At 39.7% G+C, this 25,544-nt stretch carries 26 protein-coding genes and 2 other annotated features; of the genes, 3 read left to right on the forward strand and 23 right to left on the reverse strand.

The window, feature by feature from the left end; genetic code table 11:
- Positions 1-36 precede the first annotated feature (36 nt).
- The gene (locus RCG21_RS26625) at positions 37-591 is read right to left on the reverse strand and encodes a CvpA family protein (protein WP_133334380.1); all 555 of its coding nucleotides are present in this window, start codon (positions 589-591) and stop codon (positions 37-39) included.
- Between the two features lie 7 nt (positions 592-598).
- On the reverse strand, positions 599-859 hold the full coding sequence (gene zapA / locus RCG21_RS26630) for a cell division protein ZapA (protein WP_133334379.1): 261 nt from the start codon (positions 857-859) through the stop codon (positions 599-601).
- Between the two features lie 145 nt (positions 860-1,004).
- On the opposite strand from zapA, the gene rnhC reads away from it, so the two are divergent.
- Entirely contained in the window at positions 1,005-1,964 is a 960-nt protein-coding gene (rnhC, locus tag RCG21_RS26635; RefSeq protein ID WP_133334378.1) for a ribonuclease HIII, read from the forward strand.
- Positions 1,965-1,988: 24 nt separating this feature from the next.
- Here the strand turns inward: rnhC and pheT are convergent, their stop codons facing one another.
- The 3 genes from pheT to RCG21_RS26650 all read right to left on the reverse strand — a co-directional run bounded on the left by pheT (position 1,989) and on the right by RCG21_RS26650 (position 6,647).
- Positions 1,989-4,403: a phenylalanine--tRNA ligase subunit beta gene (pheT, locus tag RCG21_RS26640; protein WP_308913936.1), complete on the reverse strand. Its 2,415-nt coding sequence runs from the start codon at positions 4,401-4,403 to the stop codon at positions 1,989-1,991.
- A 48-nt stretch (positions 4,404-4,451) separates the two neighbouring features.
- Entirely contained in the window at positions 4,452-5,489 is a 1,038-nt protein-coding gene (pheS, locus tag RCG21_RS26645) for a phenylalanine--tRNA ligase subunit alpha (protein WP_133334376.1), read from the reverse strand.
- A gap of 95 nt (positions 5,490-5,584) precedes the next feature.
- Positions 5,585-5,829, reverse strand: a binding site (T-box leader).
- A 62-nt stretch (positions 5,830-5,891) separates the two neighbouring features.
- Positions 5,892-6,647: a TrmH family RNA methyltransferase gene (locus RCG21_RS26650; protein WP_133334375.1), complete on the reverse strand. Its 756-nt coding sequence runs from the start codon at positions 6,645-6,647 to the stop codon at positions 5,892-5,894.
- A 105-nt stretch (positions 6,648-6,752) separates the two neighbouring features.
- Here RCG21_RS26650 and sspI point away from each other — a divergent pair, with 105 nt between their 5' ends.
- A complete protein-coding gene (sspI, locus tag RCG21_RS26655; RefSeq protein WP_133334374.1) occupies positions 6,753-6,962 on the forward strand; it encodes a small acid-soluble spore protein SspI in 210 nt (69 codons plus the stop codon).
- 337 nt (positions 6,963-7,299) lie between these two features.
- Here the strand turns inward: sspI and RCG21_RS26660 are convergent, their stop codons facing one another.
- Both RCG21_RS26660 and RCG21_RS26665 read right to left on the reverse strand, forming a co-directional pair.
- Positions 7,300-8,385 carry a M42 family metallopeptidase gene (locus RCG21_RS26660; protein ID WP_133334373.1) on the reverse strand — a complete coding sequence of 362 codons (1,086 nt, stop codon included), beginning with the start codon at positions 8,383-8,385 and terminating at the stop codon, positions 7,300-7,302.
- 119 nt (positions 8,386-8,504) lie between these two features.
- Positions 8,505-8,996, reverse strand: coding sequence for a dUTP diphosphatase (locus RCG21_RS26665; RefSeq protein ID WP_133334372.1), 492 nt, complete (start codon positions 8,994-8,996; stop codon positions 8,505-8,507).
- A 105-nt stretch (positions 8,997-9,101) separates the two neighbouring features.
- On the opposite strand from RCG21_RS26665, the gene RCG21_RS26670 reads away from it, so the two are divergent.
- Positions 9,102-9,461: a sigma-w pathway protein ysdB gene (locus RCG21_RS26670; RefSeq protein WP_133334371.1), complete on the forward strand. Its 360-nt coding sequence runs from the start codon at positions 9,102-9,104 to the stop codon at positions 9,459-9,461.
- On the opposite strand, the gene RCG21_RS26675 is transcribed toward RCG21_RS26670, so the two are convergent.
- The 16 genes from RCG21_RS26675 to polA form a co-directional block, all read right to left on the reverse strand.
- The gene (locus RCG21_RS26675; RefSeq protein ID WP_235824790.1) at positions 9,458-9,733 is read right to left on the reverse strand and encodes a DUF1294 domain-containing protein; all 276 of its coding nucleotides are present in this window, start codon (positions 9,731-9,733) and stop codon (positions 9,458-9,460) included. The two genes, RCG21_RS26670 and RCG21_RS26675, sit on opposite strands and share 4 nt — an antisense overlap.
- Before the next feature lie 60 nt (positions 9,734-9,793).
- On the reverse strand, positions 9,794-10,153 hold the full coding sequence (gene rplT, locus RCG21_RS26680; RefSeq protein WP_133334370.1) for a 50S ribosomal protein L20: 360 nt from the start codon (positions 10,151-10,153) through the stop codon (positions 9,794-9,796).
- 35 nt (positions 10,154-10,188) lie between these two features.
- Positions 10,189-10,389: a 50S ribosomal protein L35 gene (rpmI, locus tag RCG21_RS26685; protein ID WP_026572234.1), complete on the reverse strand. Its 201-nt coding sequence runs from the start codon at positions 10,387-10,389 to the stop codon at positions 10,189-10,191.
- 17 nt (positions 10,390-10,406) lie between these two features.
- The gene (infC, locus tag RCG21_RS26690) at positions 10,407-10,925 is read right to left on the reverse strand and encodes a translation initiation factor IF-3 (RefSeq protein WP_165976260.1); all 519 of its coding nucleotides are present in this window, start codon (positions 10,923-10,925) and stop codon (positions 10,407-10,409) included.
- 132 nt (positions 10,926-11,057) lie between these two features.
- Positions 11,058-11,190: a sequence feature (ribosomal protein L20 leader region), on the reverse strand.
- Between the two features lie 161 nt (positions 11,191-11,351).
- Positions 11,352-13,286, reverse strand: coding sequence for a threonine--tRNA ligase (thrS, locus tag RCG21_RS26695; RefSeq protein WP_308913937.1), 1,935 nt, complete (start codon positions 13,284-13,286; stop codon positions 11,352-11,354).
- 541 nt (positions 13,287-13,827) lie between these two features.
- Positions 13,828-14,709, reverse strand: a complete 882-nt coding sequence (locus RCG21_RS26700; RefSeq protein WP_133334368.1) for a putative sporulation protein YtxC — start codon at positions 14,707-14,709, stop codon at positions 13,828-13,830.
- A gap of 251 nt (positions 14,710-14,960) precedes the next feature.
- Positions 14,961-15,890 (reverse strand): primosomal protein DnaI, encoded by a 930-nt coding sequence (dnaI, locus tag RCG21_RS26705; protein ID WP_133334367.1) that lies wholly within the window; start codon positions 15,888-15,890, stop codon positions 14,961-14,963.
- Positions 15,891-15,903: 13 nt separating this feature from the next.
- A complete protein-coding gene (locus RCG21_RS26710) occupies positions 15,904-17,301 on the reverse strand; it encodes a replication initiation and membrane attachment family protein (protein WP_308913938.1) in 1,398 nt (465 codons plus the stop codon).
- A 68-nt stretch (positions 17,302-17,369) separates the two neighbouring features.
- The gene (gene nrdR, locus RCG21_RS26715) at positions 17,370-17,831 is read right to left on the reverse strand and encodes a transcriptional regulator NrdR (RefSeq protein ID WP_026572228.1); all 462 of its coding nucleotides are present in this window, start codon (positions 17,829-17,831) and stop codon (positions 17,370-17,372) included.
- Between the two features lie 99 nt (positions 17,832-17,930).
- Positions 17,931-18,329, reverse strand: coding sequence for a hypothetical protein (locus tag RCG21_RS26720; RefSeq protein WP_133334365.1), 399 nt, complete (start codon positions 18,327-18,329; stop codon positions 17,931-17,933).
- 114 nt (positions 18,330-18,443) lie between these two features.
- Positions 18,444-18,818 (reverse strand): adenosylmethionine decarboxylase, encoded by a 375-nt coding sequence (gene speD, locus RCG21_RS26725; protein ID WP_026572226.1) that lies wholly within the window; start codon positions 18,816-18,818, stop codon positions 18,444-18,446.
- A gap of 316 nt (positions 18,819-19,134) precedes the next feature.
- Positions 19,135-20,166: a glyceraldehyde-3-phosphate dehydrogenase gene (locus RCG21_RS26730; RefSeq protein WP_133334364.1), complete on the reverse strand. Its 1,032-nt coding sequence runs from the start codon at positions 20,164-20,166 to the stop codon at positions 19,135-19,137.
- 217 nt (positions 20,167-20,383) lie between these two features.
- Positions 20,384-20,986: a dephospho-CoA kinase gene (gene coaE, locus RCG21_RS26735; RefSeq protein WP_133334363.1), complete on the reverse strand. Its 603-nt coding sequence runs from the start codon at positions 20,984-20,986 to the stop codon at positions 20,384-20,386.
- A 173-nt stretch (positions 20,987-21,159) separates the two neighbouring features.
- Complete coding sequence (ytaF, locus tag RCG21_RS26740; protein ID WP_133334362.1) at positions 21,160-21,795, reverse strand: sporulation membrane protein YtaF; 636 nt, start codon at positions 21,793-21,795, stop codon at positions 21,160-21,162.
- 90 nt (positions 21,796-21,885) lie between these two features.
- On the reverse strand, positions 21,886-22,713 hold the full coding sequence (gene mutM / locus RCG21_RS26745; RefSeq protein WP_133334361.1) for a DNA-formamidopyrimidine glycosylase: 828 nt from the start codon (positions 22,711-22,713) through the stop codon (positions 21,886-21,888).
- A gap of 16 nt (positions 22,714-22,729) precedes the next feature.
- Positions 22,730-25,366 carry a DNA polymerase I gene (gene polA, locus RCG21_RS26750; protein ID WP_308913939.1) on the reverse strand — a complete coding sequence of 879 codons (2,637 nt, stop codon included), beginning with the start codon at positions 25,364-25,366 and terminating at the stop codon, positions 22,730-22,732.
- Positions 25,367-25,544: the final 178 nt, after the last annotated feature.

Raw genomic sequence — 25,544 nt, forward strand, 5'->3', positions numbered from 1 at the left:
GAATAGCATTTCCTTATCAATAGAAAAACTTCTCTGCTACAGAGAAGTTAAAGCAGTTGAATATTCAATCCATAGACTCTTAATTTGCTGCGAAAGGATTGGGGTATGCTTTACTATCATCCCGGCCAATACAGAATGATCTAATGGATTCTGTAAAACTTCCAATGGAATAAGCGCTGCAATATATAATAAAATAAAAATAAGTAAATAGACTTCGGCAAATCCAAGGAATCCCCCTGCCCAAACATTTAAAAATCTAAGGACCGGCAAATGGGCAATAAAATCAAGCATGGAACCAATGATTTGACACAGTACCTTTACAGCAAAAAAGATGATGGCAAAGGCAATCGCCCGATAAAAGGCTACTTCCATATTGCTGCTGCCCGTTAACAGCTTTAAGGTAGTGTCTTCCCCTAATTTGGGATAAGGAATCCACAATGTTAACCTTGAAGCCAAATCATCATAGTATAAATTTGCCACAATATATGCAATAATAAAACCTGTTAAATGTACAAGCTGAAGGATAAATCCCCTTCTAAGACCTGTAAAAAATCCGATAATTAATAAAATAATAATGGCTAAATCCAGCATTGACTTTTCAGTCCTTTTCCTTAATTAATTCAGCTTTCAGCCGCTCCAATTGATCTTTGATTTTAATATAATCATTAACGGCATTTACCGCTGTTAGTACGGCTAATTTACTTACATCGAGCGACGGATTCCTGGAGCTGATTTCCCGCATTTTATCGTCAACTAATGAGGCGACAAGCCTGATATGGCTTGAACTTTCATCTCCGACAATGACATATTGCTGTCCGTAAATATCAACGGTTGTTCTTGATTTTTGTGAGTTTGACAACGTAAATGCCTCCATTCAAAGGAATCCTACTCTCTATCATACCACGAACGGGTATACGTGGAAAAGTTAAACCATACAGAAATGTGGAAAACTCTTGGGAATTTCACATAATCAAATCTAATTTTATAGAAATGTGGTGCAAATTTTGGGGAATGTTGTTTTAAATTGCGATCTAACTGAAATCACAAAAATGAAAAACTATTATAATTCCTTTCTGACCGATAAAACGCCTCCTGGCAGTATTTTTGCTGCCAAAACCCCAGCTTGTATGATTACGGCCTATAAGTCAGGCAAAGTGCTTTTTCAAGGCAATAATTGTGAAGGAGAGGCAAGCAAATGGGGGAATTCTACTCCCAAAGCTTCTGCGCCTATTCGAAAAAGCAATACTGCGGCGAAAACTGGTTCAGCTAAGGGCAATGTGCCAACGGGAATAGGACTTATGTCCGCCATTGGTTCGGATGAAGTCGGTACCGGGGACTTTTTCGGCCCGATTACAGTCGTCGCTGCTTTTGTTAAAAAAGAGGATATCCCTCTATTAAAAGAATTGGGTGTCAGAGATTCAAAAGATTTAAATGATGAAAAAATTATTGCAATTGCTAAAGTAATTAAGGATGTTGTTCCTTACAGCCTGCTAACTTTAAAAAATGAAAAGTATAATAGGCTGCAGCAATCGGGAATGTCACAGGGGAAAATGAAGGCGATCCTACATAATCAAGCGATTTTGCATGTGTTAGAAAAAATCTCTCCTGCAAAACCGGAGGCCATTTTGATTGACCAATTTGTGCAGGAGAGTACTTATTTTCAACATCTTAAGGGACAGAAAGCGATTGCCCGTGAGAATGTTTATTTTAGTACGAAAGCAGAAGGGATCCATTTAGCAGTTGCTGCTGCCTCCATCCTTGCGCGCTATGCCTTCGTTCAGTATATCGATAAACTCAGTGCTGCAGCAGGCTTTACGATTCCTAAGGGTGCAGGGTCACAGGTAGATGAAGCGGCAGCCAAGCTGATTTTGAAAAAAGGGCAGGATGTTTTGCCTGCGTATGTGAAACTGCATTTTGCCAACACTGAAAAAGCGATGAATCTTGTAAAGAAAAAGAGGGGCTGAATTGATATTCAGCCCCTCTTTTATCTAGCCTCGTAATACTGCCCCAGATTTTTCTTTTAATGCATCAAGCACTTTATTATGAACCTTTGTGACTTCTTCGTCTGTTAAAGTCCGCTCTGGATCAGCATATTTTAATGAGAACGCAATGGATTTTTTGCCTTCTTCCATATGCTCCCCTTCGTATAAATCAAACACATGGGCTTCTTTAATTAAAGGAGCACCTGTTGTTAAAATAATTTCCTTCAAGGTGTTGGAAACTGTTTCTTTATTGGCTACAAGGGCTATATCTCTTGTAATCGATGGGAAACGAGGAATTGCTTCATATTGAAGTGCAGCGGTTTCCTCACCAAGAATATCTTTCAACGAAAGCTCGAACACATAAGTGTCTTTTAAGTCAAGCTCTTTTTGCACCTTTGGATGTACCTGCCCGATAAAGCCCACTTTTTGGTCATTCAGCTGTACTTCCGCTGTACGGCCCGGATGCATGCTATCTACTCTCGCTTGGACAAAATTCACCTGATCAAGCAGTCCTAGTTTCGCAAACATTCCTTCTAAAATCCCTTTTAAAACAAAGAAATCAACAGGCTTTTTCTCACCTTGCCATGAATGGCTATGCCATAAGCCGGTAATCGCAGCCGCTACATGTTCTTCCTCTGTTGGAAGGACTTCAGTCCCATTAGCTAAGAAAACAGCACCCGTTTCATAAACCCCCAAGCTGTCGTTTTGACGGGCACTATTGTATTTTAATACCTCTAACAGCTGTGGCATAATACTTAAGCGGAGAATGCTCCGTTCTTCACTCATCGGCATCGCCAAGCGGATGAACTCACCTTGATTAAGAGCGAATTGCGCCGCTTTTTCTTCACTAGTTAAGGAATACGTAACCGCTTGATAAAGTCCCACACCTTCTAAATATTGGCGGACAATACGGCGTTTTTTCTGATAATCAGATAGTTTTCCAGGAGTGGAAGAACCGATTGGTAATGTTTTTGGAATATTGTCATAGCCATATAGACGCGCTACTTCTTCAATTAAGTCTTCTTCAATTTTAATATCACCACGGCGGGTCGGAGCCGAAACCGTAACGAAATCATTTTCAATCGTCACACCGAATTGCAGACGGTCAAAAATATCTTTAACATCGGCTGCAGTTAGATTTGTTCCAAGGACACGGTTAATTTTTTCAAGTGTAATTGATACAATAGCAGGCTCAACTGTAAGGGTATCCACTTCTGCAGTACCTTCTAACACTTCACCTCCGGCATATTTCACCATTAGGTAAGCTGCCCGGTCTCCTGCAGCACGAACACGATTCGGGTCAACCCCTTTTTCAAAACGCGCACTTGCTTCGCTTCGTAATCCATGGTCTTTTGAAGCTTTTCTGACAGCTGCCCCACTAAAATAAGCCGCTTCTAATAGAACCGTAGTGGTGTCTGAAATTACTTCAGAGTTAGCACCACCCATTACTCCGGCAATGGCTACAGGTTCTGAACCATTTGTGATGACAAGATGGTCAGAGGTCAAGGTGCGTTCTGCATCATCAAGTGTTACAATCTTTTCCCCATCTTTCGCTCGGCGGACAAGGATTTCTTTAGAACCTAAGCGGTCGTAGTCAAACGCATGAAGCGGCTGACCGTATTCTAATAAAATATAGTTTGTAATATCGACGACGTTATTGTGTGGACGAATTCCTGCTGACATTAAGCGTGTTTGCATCCACAATGGGGATGGGCCTATTTTTACATTTTTAATCATTTTCGCAACATATAGCGGATTATCCTCTTTTGCTTCAACAACCACTTTTACATAATCAGATGCTTTTTCACTAGTTGATTGAAGAACTGTTTCCGGAAGCTTTACATCGCGCCCGAGGATTGCTGCCACTTCATAGGCAACACCAAGCATGCTTAAGCAGTCGGATCGATTAGGTGTCAACCCAAGCTCAAGAACTTGGTCATCTCTGTTTAATAATGCCAGCGCATCAGTCCCGACTTCAGCATCATCAGGAAAAACAAAGATTCCCTCAGAATATTCTTTTGGTACAATTTTTCCTTCCATGCCAAGCTCCGTTAACGAGCAAATCATCCCATTTGATTCTTCGCCGCGAAGCTTTGCTTTTTTAATTTTAAAATTGCCTGGAAGCACTGCACCAACCGTGGCCACTGCAACCTTTTGTCCTTGGGCGACATTTGGTGCGCCGCAAATAATTTGAACGGGTGCTTCTTCACCAATATCAACAAGACATTTGCTAAGTTTATCTGCATTTGGATGCTGTTCACGTTCTTGAACATACCCAACTACGACACCCTTAATTCCTTCGTTAAGAACCTCAACGCCCTCAACTTCAATCCCGCTCTTTGTAATTTTTTCAGCTAATTCTTCTGCCGTTACTCCGGATAAATCTACATAATCCTGGAGCCATTTATATGAACCGAACATGTCGTTACTCCTCCTTATTGATTTACTTAAGTGACCGATGGCCTGTTATTATTCATGCGTTGAAAATTGCTTTAAGAAACGAACGTCATTTGTGTAGAAATGACGAATATCATCAATCCCGTATTTTAACATGGCAATCCGCTCTGGACCCATTCCAAATGCGAAGCCTGTGTATTTTTTCGAATCATATCCGGCCATTTCCAATACGTTTGGATGAACCATCCCGGCACCTAAAATTTCAATCCAGCCTGTTCGCTTACATACGCTGCAGCCATGACCACCACAAATTTTACAGGAAATATCCATTTCAACAGATGGCTCTGTAAATGGGAAAAAACTAGGACGAAGGCGGATTTCGCGGTCTTCACCAAACATTTTCTTTGCAAAAACCTCTAATGTCCCTTTCAGATCACTCATACGGATGTTTTCGCCAACCACAAGTCCTTCAATCTGCATAAATTGATGGGAGTGTGTCGCATCATCATTATCGCGTCGGTACACTTTACCCGGACAGATAATTTTAATCGGACCTTTACCTTCATTCTTTTCCATTGTCCTTGCTTGAACCGGTGATGTATGCGTACGAAGCAGGATTTCTTCTGTGATATAAAAAGAGTCCTGCATATCGCGAGCCGGATGTCCTTTTGGCAGGTTTAACGCTTCAAAGTTATAGTAATCCTGCTCAACCTCCGGACCCTCTGCCACCTGGTAGCCCATACCGATAAATAAATCTTCAATTTCTTCGATAATTCTTGTTAATGGATGATGGTTCCCCACTTTGACCGGACGACCAGGCAGCGTAACATCAATCGTTTCCGATGCCAATTTCTCCATTACCGCTGCTTCCTCTAAATCCTTTTGCTTTGCCTCAAGCTTTACAGAAATGGCTTCACGCACCTCATTCGCAAGTGCCCCCATAATCGGACGCTCTTCCGCTGAAAGCTTACCCATCCCGCGAAGCACCTCCGTAATCGGCCCCTTCTTCCCTAAATACGCAACACGAATATCATTCAATTCCTTCAAACTAGAAGACTGCTCAATCTTTCCGATTGCTTCCTCCTGCAACTCCTTTAAACGTTCTTGCATCAGAATTTCCTCCTTTTAATTTCGACAAATTTCGGGTGGCGACAGGCACCTGTCGGATTCTGTCGAATTCAACAAAATAAAAAAACCCCATCCCAAAAAGGGACGAGGTTTTGTTCGCGGTACCACCCTTGTAAACACTGTATGTATAAAACATTAGCGTTCGCTTCATTCGGATAACGGCTTTTCGCCGATGCATCTTTACATTTTCGCTCGAAAATGGTCCCGATGCCAACTCTGGAGGTGAACTTCTCTTGTGTGAACGCGTAAAAGTGCTTTCAGTCACGGCACTTTCTCCCTAAAAGGTTCTGTACAAGATACTTTTCTCCGTCATTGTTTTTGAGAATATCAATATTGTTCATTATTATATAATAATTTTCTTGCGGTTTCAAACCCTAATCAAGCCTATTTTTTCAAATAATAAAGAAGGATGCCAGTTGCGACGGCTACATTTAAGGATTCGCTCTTGCCGTAAATCGGGATATAGAGATTGGCGGTTGTATTGGACAGGATCTCTTTACTGACGCCAGCTCCCTCATTACCGACGACAAGAGCAAAGGATTCAGATGTTTTAGTTTCTGTATAAACAGAAGCATTTTCAAGTGCAGTACCATAAACCGGGATGTTTTTTCCCTTCAGTATTTGGATCCATTCATTTAGGTCTCCCCTTACAATTGGGAGATGAAAATGGCTGCCCTGTGCGGACCTTAGGACTTTTGCGTTAAAAATATCCACGCTGCCGTGTCCGACGATAACAGCCTCAATTCCAGCAGCATCTGCTGTACGGATCATCGTTCCCAAGTTTCCCGGGTCTTGAACTGCATCAATGAATAGAAATGTTTTCGCATTATTTAGTGCAGTTTCGCTGCCTTCTTGACGGCAAATTGCATAAATTCCCTGCGGGGCTTCTGTGTCGGATAATGTATTCGAAATTTCTTCTGTTACTAGTGTGATGGATACTGATCCGGTATCCCAGCGCGGCGGCAGCTCCGCTTTGTCTGAAATAATAATTTCTAGAACCTGTTCTCTTTGTTTTAGGGCCTCTTCTACTAAGTGAAATCCTTCTACGATGAACAATCCTGTTTTATCACGTTCTTTTTTGGTTTGCAGCTTTTTCCATTGTTTCACCAGTGGATTTTGGACAGATTGAATGTGTTTCAACAGTAAATCTCCTTTTACATGCTTTTTAATTTCCTCATTATACATAATTAAACCAAAATTAGAAATGATAATAAAGAATCGAAGGCTAAAAAGGAGTGTGTATGGATGAACCTAAACTTAAGAAATGCTATTATTCATAATGTATCTGGGAACTCACAGGCTGAGTTAGAGGATACAATTGTGGATGCCATCCAAAATGGCGAAGAAAAAATGCTCCCAGGTCTTGGGGTATTATTTGAAGTAATTTGGAAAAATTCCTCCGAGGATGAGAAAAAAGAGATGCTGTCTTCACTTGAAAATGGTTTAAAACAATAATGGATGAAGTTAGCTGCCGATTTTGAGATCGGCAGTTTTTTTATAAAATGGCTGTGTTAAAGGACAATGTTGATTTTTGAACAGCGTTGATTGGAGCGGAAGGCACGAAGACTCCTCGAAAATGCTAACGCATTTTCTTCGTGCTTGGGCGGATTCAAGGAAGCAATTCAGTGTCCTGTGGGAGTACGGGACAGGGGAGACCCGCAGGAGCGAAGCGACGAGGAGGCTCCCCCAACCGCCCACGAACCCCTTGTGCCTGGAGCGGAAATCAACAACTAATTTTAATAGAGACTATAAAATAAATCCCCCGAGGCGCTGCCCCCGGGGGAAAATATCTTTATTCAAATGTAATCTTATCAACCGTTTCGCGGTCTAATCGCTTAATGACTTCCACAATTAATTTAACCGCATTTTCAAAATCATCACGATGAAGCATGGCCGCGTGAGAGTGTATATAACGCGTAGCGATAGTAATCGCTAAAGTCGGAACACCCTTATGCGTCAAATGAATCGAACCTGCATCCGTTCCACCGCCTGGAATCGCATCATACTGGTACGGAATATTTAATTCATCTGCAACATCTGTGATAAAATCACGTAAGCCCTTATGAGAAACAAGCGATGCATCATATAAAATGATTTGCGGTCCTTTCCCCATCTTGCTCATGGCTTCCTGCTCAGAAATTCCAGGAGTATCGCCGGCAATTCCTACATCAACACCAAAACCGATATCCGGCTCAATTTTTGCAGCTGATGTCCGCGCTCCACGTAAACCAACTTCTTCTTGAATGGTGCCCACACCATAAACCTCATTCGGATGGTCCACACCCTGCAATTGTTTTAGAACATCAATTGCAATCGCGCAGCCGATTCGATTGTCCCAAGCTTTAGCCAACAGCATTTTTTCATTGTTCATTACCGTAAATTCAAAATATGGAACGACCATATCCCCCGGACAAACGCCCCAGCCCATTGCCTCTTCACGGCTTGAGGCACCAATATCAATGAACATATCTTTAATTTCAACTGGTTTTTTCCGCGCTTCAGCAGATAAAATATGCGGCGGCTTTGAACCGATTACACCGGTTACTTCACCTTTTTTCGTAACAATCGTCACGCGCTGAGCGAGCATGACCTGCCCCCACCAACCGCCGACAGTTTGGAAACGAAGAAAGCCTTTATCATCGATTTGGGTAATCATAAAGCCGACTTCATCAAGATGACCGGCCACCATAATCTTCGGACCGCCTTCTTTACCGACCTTTTTGGCAATCAAACTGCCAAGTCCGTCTGTTATAACTTCATCAGCATATGGAGCTATGTATTTTTTCATGACTTCGCGAACTTCGCGTTCATTACCGGGAATCCCTTTGGCATCAGTTAAATCTTTTAACATTGTTAAAGTTTCATCTAGTTTAGCCATTTTTCTGCCCCCTTTTGATTGGATTGTTTGAGAATGTCTAGCTTAACACTTCTAAAACATCCTCTTATGTACCAACTTTCATTATACAAAATCGATTAACAAATTAACAAATTTTCCTTCTAATAATTATTTTCTTGTCTTTGATAATTTACTTCGTTTTTTGCAAAATATGCCTGTTCGATTTCCTCAGAAGATAATCCCAAAAGTGAAGCCAATTGCAAGTACCCTTCCCATAATGCTTGATACTCATTAAAACCTCTATTCTTTTGAAAATTACCAACTAATTCGTAAATCGCAAGAAATTGTTCTGTTAGGTTCATCGAGGCTTCTGTGCGTCTCATTACTAATTCACGGTCATGAAAGTCGCATTCAATCCCAAGAGATAATATAAAATGAATACCATCAACAAATTCCTCTAAAATAACCTCCTTTGTAGAAGAAGGTTTTACGCTCCAGAACTTAAAACAGCGGGTCTCATTTGCCAATTCCCCAATTTCAACAAGCAATGCAAGAATCTTTCTATTTACTAAATCTTCCGCCATCAAACCATGTTTTTCTTGAATATGAGAATCTAATGCTTTCTGCATTTCAAACAATTTTTCAAGCTGCATCTTTTTGATCACTCCCTTAGAGAATTATATCAAACTCAAAAACGAATGAAACTTTTTTGCCACGCTATCGTATAGAAAGAAAACTCTCTCTGGGAGGCATTACCAATGGTTTGGTTTCTGCGCATCATTTTATTGATTTTTATTATTTTCTTTTTTTATGTCATACTCAAAAACATTTTTACCCCTTCTAGGAAGCTTAAATCTGCCCGGAAACAAAAGCGTTTTTTGCTTCTTGATAGTGATGATGTTAGAAGGAACTTCCAGCTGACCTACAAAGGGGCTGTGTTTACAGGTGAAAAATATAACGGTAGTACCGCTATTTCCATTACGATTTGGCCACAAAATAAGCCAAGTGGATTAGCTAAAGAAGACTTTATTTTTATTGAAAAAAAGATCTGTGAAAAATATCCATATGCCGAGATTCATTGGAAAAGTCCGATTCAGGAATTCCTAAAAGACACTTAATATTTTAAAAATAAATAGAGCATTAGGATAAATTCTATAACGGCTAGCAACGGAAAACCGATTTTAAACTGAACATGCTTCGTTTTATGGCGATAAAGCTGCATTCCCATCGTTGCTCCTACTGCACCGCCGAACAATGCCACAAGCCATAATGTTTTTTCTTGAATTCTGTATTTATGATGAATCGCTCTTTGTTTATCTTCCCACATAATGATTAACCCCGTGAAATTCATAACAATATAAGCGAGTATTAAGATTGTTTTCCCCTCCACTCACGATTCCTCCTTATGAGAAAAAGCCATCCTCAAAGAAGAGAATGGCTTTTTATATAATTACTTGTTAATTTGTTGTTTTGCAACGTTTGCTAATTCATTGAATGCATTTATATCACTTACTGCTAATTCAGCAAGCATTTTGCGGTTTACTTCGATACCAGCAAGCTTTAATCCGTGCATTAAACGGCTGTAAGATAGACCGTTCATACGTGCTGCTGCATTGATACGAGTAATCCAAAGTTTGCGGAAATCGCGTTTTTTCTGACGACGATCACGGAATGCATATTGTAATGATTTCATTACTTGTTGGTTTGCAACTTTATATAAAGTATGTTTAGAACCGAAATAACCTTTTGCTAATTTAAGAACCTTTTTACGACGCTTGCGCGTAACTGTACCGCCTTTTACACGTGGCATGTAATTTCCCTCCTATATAAATCGAAAATACGAGATTATTTAACGTAAGTTAATAAGTGACGAATGCGTTTGAAATCGCCTTTTGAAACAAGTGAAGATTTGCGAAGCTTACGCTTTGCTTTTGTAGATTTGTTAGCAAATAAGTGACTTGTATAAGCGTGGTCACGCTTTAATTGACCAGAACCAGTCTTTTTGAAACGCTTTGCAGCGCCGCGGTGAGTTTTCATTTTTGGCATTGGGAACTTCCTCCTTATTACTTGTCTGTTTTAGGTGCTAGAACTAGGAACATGCTTCGTCCGTCCATTTTAGGATGTGACTCAATGGTCGCAACTTCTTTGCACGCTTGGGAAAAACGGTCTAACACACGCTGACCGATTTCTTTATGGGTAATTGCCCGGCCCTTGAATCGGATTGAAGCTTTTACCTTGTCGCCTTTTTCCAAAAACTTAATGGCATTTCGAAGCTTTGTATTAAAATCATGCTCATCAATTGTCGGGCTTAGACGAACTTCCTTCGTGGTAATGATTTTTTGGTTTTTACGAGCTTCTTTGTCTTTCTTTTGCTGCTCGAATTTAAATTTTCCATAGTCCATAATTCGGGCTACCGGAGGCTTTGCAGTTGGTGCTACAAGCACTAAATCAAGATTCACTCGTCCTGCAATCTCCAACGCATCGTTTTTGGATTTAATTCCTAACTGCTCACCATTTTGATCAATTAGGCGAACCTCACGAGCGCGAATTCCCTCATTTAACAACATGTCTTTGCTAATAATTAGCCACCTCCAAGGTTTAATCACGAAAACAACATCCAGGTCAAGAAGGATCTTAAAAAGGCTCCTCGTTACTTATGACACTAAGCAAATCGTCAGATACTAAAACTTTTAAGCAATGCTTTGTTTTTTTAACCAAACAAAAAAGTGCGGATGAAACCACCCACACTTTACGAAACATAAGTAATAAAACAAAAAGTTCACGTAAAACCTGCCAACTGCTAAAAAGCGTCAATCAGGTGAGAAGCGGGTGCTCCTTCTTTTCCTAAAATCGTATTCTATTTTCACCTTGATTACTATAACATAAGCAAAGACGTAATGTCAAATAGACTATGTTCATGCAACGAAATTTATTTTAGCAAGAAACAAAAAATTATTCAATAGTTTTTTCAAAAACAAAAAGGAAGGTAAATCCTTCCTTTTAAAAAATTAGCCTTTTCTTACTTCGTCCTTTAATGCATCAAGGAATGCCGCAAAGGCTATAGTTTCTGAGTTTTGTTCGCCATATTTACGGACATTGACGGCATTCTCTTCGACTTCCTTGTCGCCTACAACGAGCATATATGGAATTTTTTGCATTTGAGCTTCACGGATTTTATAGCCGATCTTCTCATCGCGTCCATCTAATTCAACACGGAAGCCGGCGCTTTTTAGCTGTTCTTGAATTTTTCTAGCATAGTCGTAGTGTGCTGCAGGTGAAACCGGAATAACTTGAACCTGAACAGGTGCTAACCATGTTGGGAATGCCCCTTTGTATTCCTCAATTAAGAAGGCAACAAAGCGTTCCATTGTTGAAACGACACCACGGTGAATAACAACTGGACGGTGTTGCTTTCCGTCTTCCCCTACATAAGTTAAATCAAAACGCTCAGGCAATAAGAAGTCTAATTGAACAGTAGAAAGTGTTTCATCTTTACCTAATGCTGTTCTAACCTGAACATCAAGTTTAGGTCCGTAGAATGCCGCTTCCCCTTCCGCTTCATAATACTCTAGACCCATATCATCCATTGCTTCCTTCAGCATGCTTTGTGCTTTTTCCCACATTGCATCATCATCAAAGTACTTCGCTTTATCCTGTGGATCACGGTAGGACAAACGGAACGAGTATTCTGTTAAGTTAAAGTCTTTATAGACATCCAAAATTAAGCGGACAACGCGCTGGAATTCTTCCTTAATCTGATCAGGGCGGACAAAGATATGGGCATCATTTAAAGTCATTCCCCGGACACGCTGCAACCCTGATAACGCACCAGACATTTCATAACGGTGCATAGTTCCTAGCTCGGCAATCCGTATTGGCAGCTCACGGTAGCTGTGAATCGCATTTTTATAAACCATCATGTGATGAGGACAGTTCATTGGGCGAAGCACTAATTGTTCGTTATCCATGTCCATAACTGGGAACATGTCTTCCTGGTAATGGTCCCAGTGACCTGAAGTCTTATAAAGATTCACATTCCCCATTATCGGAGTGTAAACATGGTCATATCCTAGGCTTACTTCCTTATCAACAATATAACGCTCAACGATACGTCGAATCGTTGCCCCCTTAGGAAGCCATATTGGTAATCCCTGCCCAACTAATTGAGAACTTGTGAAAAGACTTAATTCCTTACCAATTTTACGATGATCACGCTCTTTTGCTTCTTCGAGCAGACGAAGATGTTCTGCTAAATCTTCTTTCTTGAAGAAGGCTGTACCGTAAATACGCTGCAGCATTTTATTGTTGCTGTCACCGCGCCAATAGGCACCTGCAATGCTTAAAAGCTTAAATTCTTTAATTTTTCCAGTTGACGGTACATGAACACCGCGGCAAAGGTCGAAAAATTCACCCTGCTCGTAGATTGTCACTGTTTCCTCATCAGGAATCGCTTCGATTAATTCAAGCTTATACGGGTCGCCAGCTTCTTTAAACAGTTGTACAGCTTCTGCACGACTTACTTCTTTACGAACAATTTCAAGATTTTCATTGACGATTTTCGCCATTTCTTTTTCAATCTTTGGAAGATCTTCAGGTGTTAACGAATCTTCCAAATCCATGTCATAATAAAAACCGCCTTCAATGACAGGGCCTACACCTAAATTTACATTTGGATAAAGCCGGTTAACTGCCTGTGCCATTAAATGAGCTGTACTGTGACGTAAAACCTCTAATGCATCACTTGAATCCGGTGTAACAATTTCTATTGAACCGTCTTCTGGAATTGGACGGCGAAGATCAACTAATTTACCATTCCATTTGCCGGCAATCGCCTTTTTCTTGAGGCCGGGACTGATGGAAGCAGCAATATCTTCCGTTGTTGTTCCCCGTGGGAACTCCTTTACTGCCCCATCTGGAAACGAAATCTTAACAACGTCTGACATGATAATTCCTCCTTACTCGAAAAGCGGAAGCGCCTTGCTCAGGGGCGACAAGCATAAGACGAGCCGGCGTGAAGGTTGGTTTTTAACCTTCTCGACGGATTGGCTTATGACCTAGAGCCCCTAGGCGCTGGAGCTAGACACTAATCGAACCTTATAATATTTTTTATAAAAATAAAAAAACCCGTCCCTAAAGAAAGGGACGGGTTATAATTAACACGTGGTTCCACCCAATTTTTCATTTTAAAAGACCTTTTGCTTTTTAAAATGACTTTGGACAAATAACGGATGATTAGCCGTCAGCATTTACTAACCCTGCAGAAAAGAAAGGTATTCACTGCCGAAGTTTAAAGGTGGTAAGTATTTTTCTCGTGATAGGAGATTTTCAGCCTAGGACCTCCCTCTCTAGAAACCGTAAAAAAATACTGTTATCCTTATCATTACTTTTTACGCATGTATGATTGTAAGTAAACTATGTACGTAATTATAATGATTCAATTTTGAAAAATCAAGTTCCTTTAGCCCATTTTTGCATTTTTATTTTTCACGCATGATTTTCCCCCATTTCATTCCTATACTCCTCTTGCTCCTTTACTTTCCGCAGTGCTTGAAAGGATTTGAGCGTAACCCTTTCTTCAAAAATATTTTGAATGGTTCGAACTAGCGGTGCATCAGGTTCCTTTGCATAAAGAAAAATCGTTTTGGGCGCAATCGACAAAAGCGGTGCAATCGATGCAGAGTCAACATAGACCGGATGATTCACCAGTAATTTTCGGTCAATCATTTTTGTTAACTCCCCCCTTTTGATTTCTGCAAATTGGGCAGTAAAGAAAGTGATTTCCTCATCAAACAATAGATGGAGCGTGTCCATTTTCGGCTCTCGTCCAGCCAAAAATTCACGTAGAGTTTGAATAAACATTTGATATTCCTGCTCCATTTTATATTCATCAATTGAAATTTCTACATAGTTTTCAAGCATCTGCAGGTAGGGACGCAGCCGAAATTTAAGAAAGGAATCGAAGGAAAAAGAAATATTTTCTTGAAAAACCTGTTCAATTGCTTCCTTGACCTTCGGTTCTTCAGCTGTTTCTTTTAATAAAATGGCTAAATCCTCCCGATGCCCTTCCTGGATTGAATAAATAATATCGATAATTTGCTGCTGCTCTTCGGGGTCATCATAATAAAAATGTTCCTTGAGTATGTCCCTATACCAGTCTTCTGTCTTTATTTTTACAATAAACCCGAAAAAGGCATCCTTTACTTTTTCAAACGTTAAAGCAGATAATCCGCCTTCAAAAATTTTTACTATATATCGATCTTCGTGGAGAAGAATATCATGTTCAGTTAAACAATCTTTTAAATACGTCAGCAAGTGGTTATAAAATCGCTTTGCATCCATCTTGCCTTGGAAGATGATTTCCGCCAACCAAATCCCCCCTATGTCCCAAACTCTGTTTTTAATATATATGGGGGACTTGGCCAAAATAGAATAAGAAAAGCGGAAGTGCCTTAATCAGCCCCGAAAAGCGCTGGAGGGCCTGGTGGTGAAGGCGCTCTTTGCCTTCATCACCGGGACCGAAGCAACCTCGAGGGGCTAGGCACTGGAGCTAGACAGTTATCCCAAAAGAAAAAGGAATGCCAATATTATATTAGCAATCCTTTTTTCATCATCCCTATTTAATTTCGGCGGTTTGGGCCATCTACCTGTACAGGCACAGTCAGACTACGGATTCTTTCCATAATCCGGCGGGCTTTCATTTTTTCTTCCTCGCCACGCTGGCTATAGGTTAAATGATGTTCCAGCCCTTGATAATCAAAATTAGAGGTAAAAAACGTCGGCAGATTTTCAAGCATCCGGAACTGCATGATTGGTCCTAATACCTCATCCCTCGTCCAGCTGGACACAGCTTCTGCACCAATATCGTCCAACATTAGGATTGGTTCTTTTTTTAATGCTTCAATTTTTTCATTTAAGGTTGAATCCGCTATGGAGCTTTTCATTTCCCTTAACAGTTCAGGAACATAGACAATCATCGAGGAAATTTTCTTTTTTGCAAGCTCATTGGCAATTGCACCTAATAAATAGGATTTCCCAACCCCAAATTTGCCATAAAGATATAGCCCTTTTTGCCTCTTATTCTGTTCATAATTCATTAAAAAGTCGGCAGCATGATCAATTGCATCAAGTCTGCCTGAATCACCCTCATAATCCTCAAAGGTCGCTTCTAATATATCTCTCGGGACATAAAGGCTTTTAATTAATTGCTCGTTTTTCCTTTTTTCATCAGCAATGACCTTCCGTGGACATTTTTCATATACCACGTCAATCGAATTACGCCTTAAAACAAGAGAAGGATGATAGCCCTTCATCATATTAATACAGCTGTCAAGACTTTGGCAGCGGCTGCATTCCTTACTTTGGTTCGTATACTCAAAAAGTTTGCTTAAGCTTTTTTCAATCATTGCATCGTTTATTTGCTCCCGATGCTCATTAAGAAATGCTTTAATATCAGGATGCTGGAGTAGATCCCGCCGCATCTTTTCATAGCGTTTTTGAAAGTTTTCATTTGAGGCCAACCGCTTCAAGGTTTGGTTTATTCTTTCCAATATTCGTCACCCTCTATTTGCGAAATGCCTTTAATTTTTCCTCGATGGCACGCTTTTTCGCTTCTAGTTCCTTGTTATTCTCGACAGGAGCATCTTTAGCTGCTGTCTGAGATTTTTCTTCAAACCACTCAGGAAGTACTTCGGTTCGAATTGGCTTTTGCTTTGAAGAAGATTTTCCCGATTTCTTTGTTTCACTCCACCCAAGGTAGGTGTTATGCTCCTTCTTTGCGAGGTCCATCGCTTCTTTAACTGTTTTAACCTGCTTTCTTGCCCAGTGCCCGGCGATTTTTTCAACATACCCTTTTGTAAATTTCATATCTGTTTTTAGTAATACAAATTGAATGAGTACATTCATAACTCCCGGGAGAAGCTTTTGTTTAAACATCATTTCTTCGATAATTTCTAAGTCAGCTTTTGAAGGTTCGACACCGCCAGAGGAGTCTTTAAAAACCTTCACAGGCGAAGTGGTCTCCAATGAACGAATTAACTGCTCCTCCTGTGTTTTTGGCTCCTCAAGCTGAACGCGGTAAACGTGCGGCTGTGTTCGTTCAATTAAGGACGGCAGCTGATCATAATGGACATATTGATACCAATCACGGGCAGCCTTTCTTAATTCCTCGACATCAATTTCATTTACCTCATTAACGGCCCCTATGACGATATTTTTCATTTGAATCGGATCAATATCATAAAGAAATCCAAGATTACTAATAACCTCTTTCACTTTTGGAGTGAGTGCTTTTTTCGGTACAAGTGAATCATTTAATCCCGCTTGTAATAAATCAAAATTAAAGGTATTCACATCAACCACAATTGGTTTCTGTTCATTCCGGCCGATAAACTGCTGGTCATTGCCAGGGTCCAGTTCACTTTGAATGTCCTGCATATACTGCAGGCTTCCAGGGGTAGCTGAGGCAAAGACATCCTGAAATGCCTTTGTAACTTCAACAAATCCCTCTTCATTCGGCTTTTTTTGATCACTAAAAAACCGCTTTAGCCGGGCGAAATGATTCTTGCCGATTTTTCGATATAAATAAATATTAAGCATTCCATCTAAAAAGAATTGTTCTGGCGTGAGCGGCGGGTGAAGCTCGTAAATAAACGAGCGCTCCTCATCTGTTTTCACATATGTCTTTAATAAACCAATTCCCTCCAGCTTTAATCGTGCCTCATAAATATCTTTTAGATTATGCCCTAGTAAATTCATTAATAAATGATGCCTGGAGGGTTCAGACCACATTCTGTTTTCTTCAAGCTCTGCCCATAGTGTCATATATAAACTAGAGCAGGTTGATCCAATTAATGGCTGATACAATAAGGTCAGCACTTTTCGGTCATATTCATGTAGTAACCCACTGGCCGCAACAATATAACGATCGATTGGAATAAGCTCCTGCCAATGCTGCGCCATATATTTCAAACCCTTCTTATAAAAATTTTTCCAGTGAAAAAAATGAGAGCCAAAGTCTCTTTAGCTCCCTATGATTTCTCTTTTTTTATCAGTTCTGTTAATTCATTAATAAATACATTAATGTCTTTAAATTGACGGTAAACAGAGGCAAATCGGACATATGCGACTTCATCCACATTTACGAGTCTGTCCATCACCATTTCGCCAATCATATCACTTTTAATCTCGGAGACTCCTTGACTTCGCAGTTCTTTTTCTACCCCTTGCGTGATATCCTCTAATTCTTTTAATGCAACAGGGCGCTTCTCACAAGCTTTAATTAAGCCCCTTAAAATTTTATCCCGGCTGAATTCTTCCCTTGTACCTTCCTTTTTAACAACAATTAAGGGAATCTCTTCAATTTTCTCAAAGGTTGTAAAACGATAGCCGCATTCTTCACATTCTCGTCTGCGCCGTGTTGCCCGCCCCTCATCAACTGGACGGGAATCAAGCACACGTGTACCATAATTTTGACAAGATGGGCATTTCATTGTTAATCAGCTCCAAATCTATCCGACAAAACCCGAACAAGTGTCATCATATCTTACCTTTATCTTATAAAAAACAACCCTTTAAGACAAGTAGAACTATTAGGCGTTTTTACCTGTACCAATATATGTATGTAGTTGTTTTAGCTTGTCGTAATAAGAAGTGATTCTCTTCCTTAAAGCAGGATAGGTCCCGCCGACTGAAAAATGTTCGGTTGAAAGATTAAAATCCACAGCCGTTTCCATTCCTCTAATTGATATGACCGTAGCAATTAGAAAACAAGGAAATGGTTTCATTACCTCAACGGCTATTTCGCCTCGCTCTTTCGATACGGTTATGATCCGGCAATCCGCATCCTGCCTAAATAATTCCTCAACAGATTGGAATAATTGATTAAAACTGGATTTATAGTAATGTGTTTTTAACTGTTCATCTGAGTGCTTATCAGAGGTTTCAATTTGTTTACTAAACCTTAAGAACATATTCCCAAAAAGTGCCATATCCATCCTCCCAAAAAATATCTTTCTTCCTAGTTTACATCAAATATTATGAAAATAAAAAGAGGAGTATCATCGGATACGCCTCTTCTTCTGCCATTTTCACTTTTATAAGGTTTAAAGGACTTTTGCCTGTTTCACTTGAACAGGGCCCATACCACGTGGAATTTCAATATTTTCACGTGTTTCCGCATTTAAAGCTTCTGCGATATAGTCGGCAGCAATATTCGGATTCAAATCGCCGCAAGTATACACATCAATGCTCGCATATCCGTGTTCTGGGAAGCTGTGAATGGTTAAATGTGATTCAGAAATAATCACGACACCGCTCACGCCTTGAGGAGCAAATTTATGGAAAGCCACTTCGCGGATTTCCGCACCTGACTTAAGAGCTGCCTCAACAAAAGTTTGTTCAATAAAGTCCATATCATTCAATTTTTCAAAATCGCATCCCCATAATTCTGAGATTACGTGTCTACCCATAGTTTCCATATTCAATTTCCCCCTCTAAGGATTTTTGCTTCGTTCTTGAAATCCTGTTATTGACGGTAGCAAAGTAATTACCACGGGGGAAAGTTAGTCCAGAGAGGTCCTAACCCTTTAAGTAATCGATCGTTACCTAATTTCAAGAAGTTCACGATGACTAGTATACTTTGTTTATATTTTTTTTGCAACCTATCAAAATAAAAATTTTTAAAGATTCTATTATAAATTACCTGTTGATTTCCGCTCCAAGCAAATCTTTAACATACCGTTTATGTAAAAAAAATTGCTGCCAATTGACAGCAATTTTTTGTTTCAGCGGGTTTTATCCCACTTTCACCTGTTTTGTATTCGCCAATTCTTGTGCGACAAATAGAGTTAAATCAACAACGCGTGATGAATAGCCCCACTCATTATCATACCAAGCAAGTACCTTGACTTTTCTTGTGCCCATTACCATGGTAGATAGACCATCAATAATGGCTGAATGTTGGTTTGTGTTAAAATCAACTGAAACAAGCGGCTCCATTGTAAAATCTAAAATTCCTTTTAATGGTCCATCTGCTGCTTCAATAAATGCATGATTAATATCATCAACTGTAACATCTTGTTTTAAGTCAACTACTAAATCAACTAAAGAAACATTTGGCGTAGGAACACGAAGCGCCATTCCATGCAATTTGCCCTTAAGCTGTGGTAAAACTAAGGATAATGCTTTAGCAGCGCCAGTTGTTGTTGGAATGATAGATTGTCCACACGCTCTAGCCCTGCGTAAATCTTTATGTGGATTATCGATATTCTTTTGGTCATTTGTATAGGCATGAATCGTTGTCATTAAACCGGATTCAATTCCAAACTTTTCATCCAATACTTTTGCGACTGGCGCAAGGCAATTTGTTGTACAAGATGCATTTGAAATGATGTCATGCTCGTTAAGGTCAAGCATTTCGTCGTTTACCCCAACAACAATGGTAACATCCTCATTTTTACCTGGAGCAGTTAAAATTACCTTTTTAGCTCCTGCATCCAAATGTAATGCTGCTTTTTCACGGGAATTAAATTTACCTGTTGCTTCAATTACGATATCTATATTAAGCTCTTTCCAAGGAAGTTCTTCCGGATTTCTGCTGCTTAATAATTTCACTCTTTTTCCATTTACGATTAACTCATCATCTAAGGCAATAACTTCCCCTTGAAAAGGTCCGTGATTTGTATCATATTTAATAAGATGAGCTAATGTCTCAGCCGGATAGCTCGCATTAATCGCTACAACTTCAAGCTTATTTTCAAGGATCGCTTTTCTAAAAACCATCCTTCCGATTCTCCCAAAACCGTTAATTGCAATTCTTGCTTTCATTTTACGGCCCCTTCCGCATAAGTGTTATACTGTTAACTTGTTTTCTTGTAATTAGTATAACATATTAATCCGTAATTGTGATGAATAATATGCGGATTTTCTTAATGTTTTATTTTTCAGATAATTCACCCAGGTGAAAATCCCTTGATTTAACGCTAAAAACTAGCGATTCCAATAAAAAAAGAGAAGGGAAATCCCTTCTCAAATAGGTTATACATTATAGATTTTCTCCCCATTTATCTAAAACTTCAAGGAGTTGTTTTTTTGTTTCTATTAGGGTGCCATTATTATTGAGGACGGCATCCGCCAGTTTTACTTTTTCTGCAAGCGGCATTTGTGAATGGATTCTAGCCTCCGCTTCATCCTTCGAAAGCTGATTTCTCTCCATCAACCTCTGGAGCTGAACCTCACGTTCTACATAAACAAGAATTGTTTTTTGGACCATATAGGTTAGCTTGCTCTCGAATAATAATGGGATATCGAGAACGACGATTTTTTCTTGATTCGAAATGGCCGCTTCCATTTGTTGTCTCATTCGTTTTCGTACTTCGGGATGAACAATCTCATTTAAGAGCTGTCTCTTGTCTTTATGGTGAAAAATAATCGAACCTAATTTTTGACGATCAATTTCTTCATTCGGAAGTAAAATATCGCTGCCGAAGGATTCAATAATTTTGTTATAGGCAGGCTCACCTTTTTCCACTGCAAGGCGTGCTTCGATATCTGCATCAATAACGGTGATATCCATTTCCTTAAACATATTGGATACCGTGCTTTTTCCACTGGCGATTCCGCCTGTTAATCCAATAACGAGTGACATGCTCTGATCCTTTCTATCTAACAAAAATTATTCATTTGACTACAAGAATTAACTAGCTCCAGCGCCTAGCCCCTCGAGGACGCTTCGGTCCTGCCAATGAAGTCAAAAAACGACTTCACTGTCAGGCCCGCAAGCAGCTGCTGGGGCTGAACAAGTCGCTTCCGCTTTTCGTATCATAATTTCCATATTCCAATTAAGATTAACATGACCCCCGGTAAGAAGGTAAATTTCTGAATCCATTCATATTTGTGAAAGAATGTTCCAATTTTAATTCCAAAAACGACAAAGGATGGGCTCATAATCGCTACCGCTATCGCCAAATAGTAAGGGGAAAACCCAAGCATAGCAGCCCCAATTCCTGCGCCAAAAGAGTCTAATGACAACGCAAACCCCAGCGCTAATGCCTCAATTCCTGTAATGGTACCAGATTGGTCAAAATCGGCAGACATTGGTTTTTTCAAAATATTTATGGCTAAACCGAGAGAGCGAATTTCAAAATTTACAATTGTTTTTTCTTGTTTTTGAACTTCTTTCTCTTTTTCCGGCCGAAAATATTGATAAATGACTCCTGCACCCAAAGCAATAAGGATGAATCCCCCAAGCCCTGCCGTTATACTTGGTGATAATATTTTTGCAAGACCATGTCCGATTGACACAGCGAGTAATAAAGATAATCCCGCACAGCTAGCAATGATAAGAACTGATTTAACCGGCATGACCATTTTTCTTAATCCATAGGTAAATCCAACACTAAAGCTGTCGAGACTAAGAGCAAGAGCTAGCAAGAGAAGTGAGAACAATTGAACCATTGATTTAGGGCTCCTTCCTGTCAATCACTACGATAGTATATGGAAGGAGCCTATCCTATGTGTGCCTTTAAACCGGCTTTTACATCATGATTAAATCTTTTGGCAGCTTGGACAAAAATGTGTTCCACGGCCGCCGACCGTTATTTTTTCAAGCGGTGTACCGCATCGTTTACATGCTTCGCCCTTGCGTCCATAGGCATATAATTCAAGCTGAAACATGCCAATCTCTCCTTGAGAGTTGACATAAGAACGTATCGTACTTCCGCCCTTTTTCACTGCTTCACTTAATGTATGAATAATTTCTCGATGAAGATTTGTGGTTTCTTCCTCAGTCAATGTATTCGCAATCCGTTCCGGATGAATCCCTGCCCGGAAAAGGGCTTCATCTACATATATATTTCCAAGCCCAACGAGGACCTTTTGATCTAAAAGTGCCGGTTTTACTTTCCTTGTTGTCTTTTTTAACATCTCGCTTAAATAATCTCTTGTAAAGGTATCATCAAAGGGCTCTGGTCCAAGATCAAATAATGGCGGCCGGAAAAATTCTTCCCCTTTTTTATATAAATGCATTGTTCCAAATTTACGAACATCACGATACCTTAAATCGGTTTCATCGGTAAAATGAAAAATCACATGGGTATGCTTATCATAAGGCTCATTTTTAGGATAGAGTCCGTATTTTCCTTCCATCCTTAAATGGGAAACAAGCGCATAATGGTCGGTATATAGGATTAAAAATTTCCCTCTCCTCCCCACATCCAAAATGGTTTCCCCTTTTAGGGCATCAATGAATTGCTCGATTTCTACGGGATTTTTTATGATTTTCGGCCAATGGACTATGATATCTTTAATTTTCTTATGAAGAACTAAATTTTTTAACGTTTTTCGCACCGTTTCGACTTCTGGAAGTTCAGGCATTCAAATTCACCTCATTTTACTTGGCATCAAACCAGGTTGGCCCATATGCATAGTCTACTTTTAATGGCACCTTCAATTCCAGTGCATGTTCCATTACTTCCGGTACCAACGTTTTTAAAATTTCAATCTCATCCTGTGGTGCCTCGAAGATCAATTCATCATGGACCTGAAGCAATAGCCTTGTTTTTAAGTTGTGCCCTTTCAGTGCTGCATCCATCTCAATCATGGCTTTTTTAATAATATCAGCCGCACTCCCTTGAATCGGGGTGTTCATCGCCGTTCTTTCCGCAAAGCTGCGAATATTAAAATTACGGCTGGTGATTTCCGGGATATATCTTCTGCGCTGCAATAATGTCGTAACATATCCCTTTTGTTTTGCCAGTTTAATGATATCATCCATATAATCTTTGACACCCGGATAGCTGTTAAGATAACGTTCAATAAAATTTCCTGCCTCTTTACGGGTAATACCTAATCCCTGTGATAAACCATAATCGCTGATTCCATAAACAATTCCAAAATTTACGGCCTTTGCCTGACGTCTCATATTAGAGGTGACCTCCTCCGCACTGACATGGAATACTTCCATCGCGGTTTTCGTATGAATATCCAGGTCTTCTTTAAAGGCTTGAATCAGTTTGGCATCACCGGCAATATCCGCTAAGACACGCAATTCAATCTGCGAATAATCCGCAGCAAAAATCACCCAGTCTTTTTCGGATGGAACGAAGGCCTGCCGAATTTTTCGTCCTTCTTCCAAACGAATTGGAATGTTTTGCAGGTTCGGATCAATAGAACTTAGTCTTCCTGTCGCAGTTAAAGTTTGTTGAAATCTTGTATGGACCTTACTATTTTCAGGATTAATGACCTTAAGTAACCCTTCAATATAGGTTGACTGCAACTTACCTAATTGCCTGTAAAGAAGAATATATTCAATGATTTCATGATCAGGCGCCAGTTTTTCTAATACATCAGCAGAAGTTGAATATCCCGTTTTCGTTTTCTTGAATGAAGGCAGACCCAATTTCTCAAATAGGATAATCCCTAGTTGTTTAGGCGAATTAATGTTAAACTTCTCACCTGCTAATTCATGGATGACCTTTTCGATGTCGATTAAACGGTCGTTAATCTCCTGCCCCATCAACTGCAGCCGCTCGCTGTCCACCTTTATCCCACATGCCTCCATATCTGCTAAAATAAGCGATAACGGCATCTCAAGATCAGTGAACAATTCATATTGTTCATTTTGTATTAAATCATGTTCCAGTTTTTCCTTTAAAACAGACATTGCCAAGCTTTTTCTTACTAAATGATCCGCAAGCAGCTGGGTATCGGGAATTTTCCGTTTGGCTCCTTTTCCATAAAAGGCTTCATCAGATTGAATATTATGAACATCATTTCTTTTTGCAATGGATGCAAGATCTTCAATGCTTTCAGTCGGGTTGATGATGTAAGAAGCAATCAAAGTATCAAAATCGACACCTTTTAAATGAATTCCATATCTTCTTAAAGAAACCTCTGAACGTTTTGCATCATATACCGTTTTCGTTTTATTTTCGTCTTCAGCCCATTTTTTAAATTCCTCTGATTTTATTGCCAATTCCGTTGGAAAATAAAAATTCCCGTTTTCATTTACCAGTGAAAAACCGATAATGTCAGCATAATGGTAATTGTCATCGAGCATTTCCACATAGAAATAATTATGATCGGCAAATAAATCCGCAGTGATTTCTTCCGGAATCTGAAACTCGATCTCTTCCAAATCGTCCTGAACTTCACCTACTTCAGACTCTCCGAGTTTATCCAGCAATGAATTAAAGCCTAATTCTTTAAAAAATGCCACCACTTTTTCTCTGGTAAACCCTTCATAGGAAATTTCATCTAGTTTTATTTCGACTGGAGCCTTTCTTTCAATCGTTGCTAACTCTTTGCTCATTAACGCTTGGCCTTTAAATTCTTCGAGCTTTTCCTGCAGTTTTTTACCGCTGACTTGCCCGATGGAATCCAGAAGATTTTCCAGTGTCGAAAATTCCTTAAGTAATTTAATTGCCGTTTTTTCACCGACTCCCGGTACCCCCGGGATATTGTCAGATGAATCTCCCATTAAACCCTTCATATCGATAATTTGCCCAGGAGTAAGACCGTATTTTTCTTGAATATGCTCTGGAGTATATTCTTCAATATCTGTAATCCCTTTTCGGGTAATTCCGACTGTAATGTTATTCGAGGATAGCTGTGTTAAATCCTTATCTCCGGAGATCACTTTTACATCATAACCATTCTCTTCAGCATTTAGTGAGAGAGTGCCGATAATATCATCTGCCTCATAATTGTTGAGTTCATAACGTGAAATCCCATAGGCATCTAACAGTTCACGGATAAACGGAAATTGCTCTGATAATTCTGGAGGTGTTTTTTGCCTGCCACCCTTATATTCCTCAAACGTTTTGTGACGAAAGGTCGTTTTTCCTGCATCAAAGGCAACTAAGATATGGGTCGGTTGTTCATCTTCAATAATCTTCATCAGCATCATGGTAAAACCATAAACTGCATTTGTATGAATTCCTTTATCATTATTCAGCAGCGGCAACGCAAAAAATGCCCGGTAGGCAATACTATTCCCGTCTATTAATACTAGCTTTTTCTGATCCATCAGGAACCTCCTCATATTACATTTATAAACGATTATGTATATATCTTTATAAAAACATAATTTCCTTTTCTTATTCTATCATGACTGGAAAAAGAAAAGAAAATAACGTTGAGTACGCAAAAAAAAGAAAAGGTGAAAGCGGGGTAACTTTCACCTTTTCTTTGGTTCCCTTGGATTG

The sequence above is a fragment of the Bacillus salipaludis genome, from assembly GCF_030938565.1.
Taxonomy (GTDB): domain Bacteria; phylum Bacillota; class Bacilli; order Bacillales; family Cytobacillaceae; genus Neobacillus; species Neobacillus salipaludis_A.

Bases quoted from the DNA above. Each gene is read 5' to 3' on its own strand.
- RCG21_RS26625 (WP_133334380.1), bottom strand. From the start codon at position 591: ATGCTGGATTTAGCCATTATTATTTTATTAATTATCGGATTTTTTACA.
- pheT (WP_308913936.1), bottom strand. From the start codon at position 4,403: ATGTTCGGTTCATATAAATGGCTCCAGGATTATGTAGATTTATCCGGA.
- pheS (WP_133334376.1), bottom strand. From the start codon at position 5,489: ATGCAAGAACGTTTAAAGGAGTTGCAGGAGGAAGCAATCGGAAAGATT.
- sspI (WP_133334374.1), top strand. From the start codon at position 6,753: ATGAACCTAAACTTAAGAAATGCTATTATTCATAATGTATCTGGGAAC.
- RCG21_RS26660 (WP_133334373.1), bottom strand. From the start codon at position 8,385: ATGGCTAAACTAGATGAAACTTTAACAATGTTAAAAGATTTAACTGAT.
- RCG21_RS26665 (WP_133334372.1), bottom strand. From the start codon at position 8,996: ATGCAGCTTGAAAAATTGTTTGAAATGCAGAAAGCATTAGATTCTCAT.
- RCG21_RS26670 (WP_133334371.1), top strand. From the start codon at position 9,102: ATGGTTTGGTTTCTGCGCATCATTTTATTGATTTTTATTATTTTCTTT.
- rplT (WP_133334370.1), bottom strand. From the start codon at position 10,153: ATGCCACGTGTAAAAGGCGGTACAGTTACGCGCAAGCGTCGTAAAAAG.
- rpmI (WP_026572234.1), bottom strand. From the start codon at position 10,389: ATGCCAAAAATGAAAACTCACCGCGGCGCTGCAAAGCGTTTCAAAAAG.
- thrS (WP_308913937.1), bottom strand. From the start codon at position 13,286: ATGTCAGACGTTGTTAAGATTTCGTTTCCAGATGGGGCAGTAAAGGAG.
- RCG21_RS26710 (WP_308913938.1), bottom strand. From the start codon at position 17,301: ATGGCGCAGCATTGGCAGGAGCTTATTCCAATCGATCGTTATATTGTT.
- nrdR (WP_026572228.1), bottom strand. From the start codon at position 17,831: ATGAAATGCCCATCTTGTCAAAATTATGGTACACGTGTGCTTGATTCC.
- RCG21_RS26720 (WP_133334365.1), bottom strand. From the start codon at position 18,329: ATGGCACTTTTTGGGAATATGTTCTTAAGGTTTAGTAAACAAATTGAA.
- speD (WP_026572226.1), bottom strand. From the start codon at position 18,818: ATGGAAACTATGGGTAGACACGTAATCTCAGAATTATGGGGATGCGAT.
- RCG21_RS26730 (WP_133334364.1), bottom strand. From the start codon at position 20,166: ATGAAAGCAAGAATTGCAATTAACGGTTTTGGGAGAATCGGAAGGATG.
- coaE (WP_133334363.1), bottom strand. From the start codon at position 20,986: ATGTCACTCGTTATTGGATTAACAGGCGGAATCGCCAGTGGAAAAAGC.
- ytaF (WP_133334362.1), bottom strand. From the start codon at position 21,795: ATGGTTCAATTGTTCTCACTTCTCTTGCTAGCTCTTGCTCTTAGTCTC.
- mutM (WP_133334361.1), bottom strand. From the start codon at position 22,713: ATGCCTGAACTTCCAGAAGTCGAAACGGTGCGAAAAACGTTAAAAAAT.
- polA (WP_308913939.1), bottom strand. From the start codon at position 25,366: ATGGATCAGAAAAAGCTAGTATTAATAGACGGGAATAGTATTGCCTAC.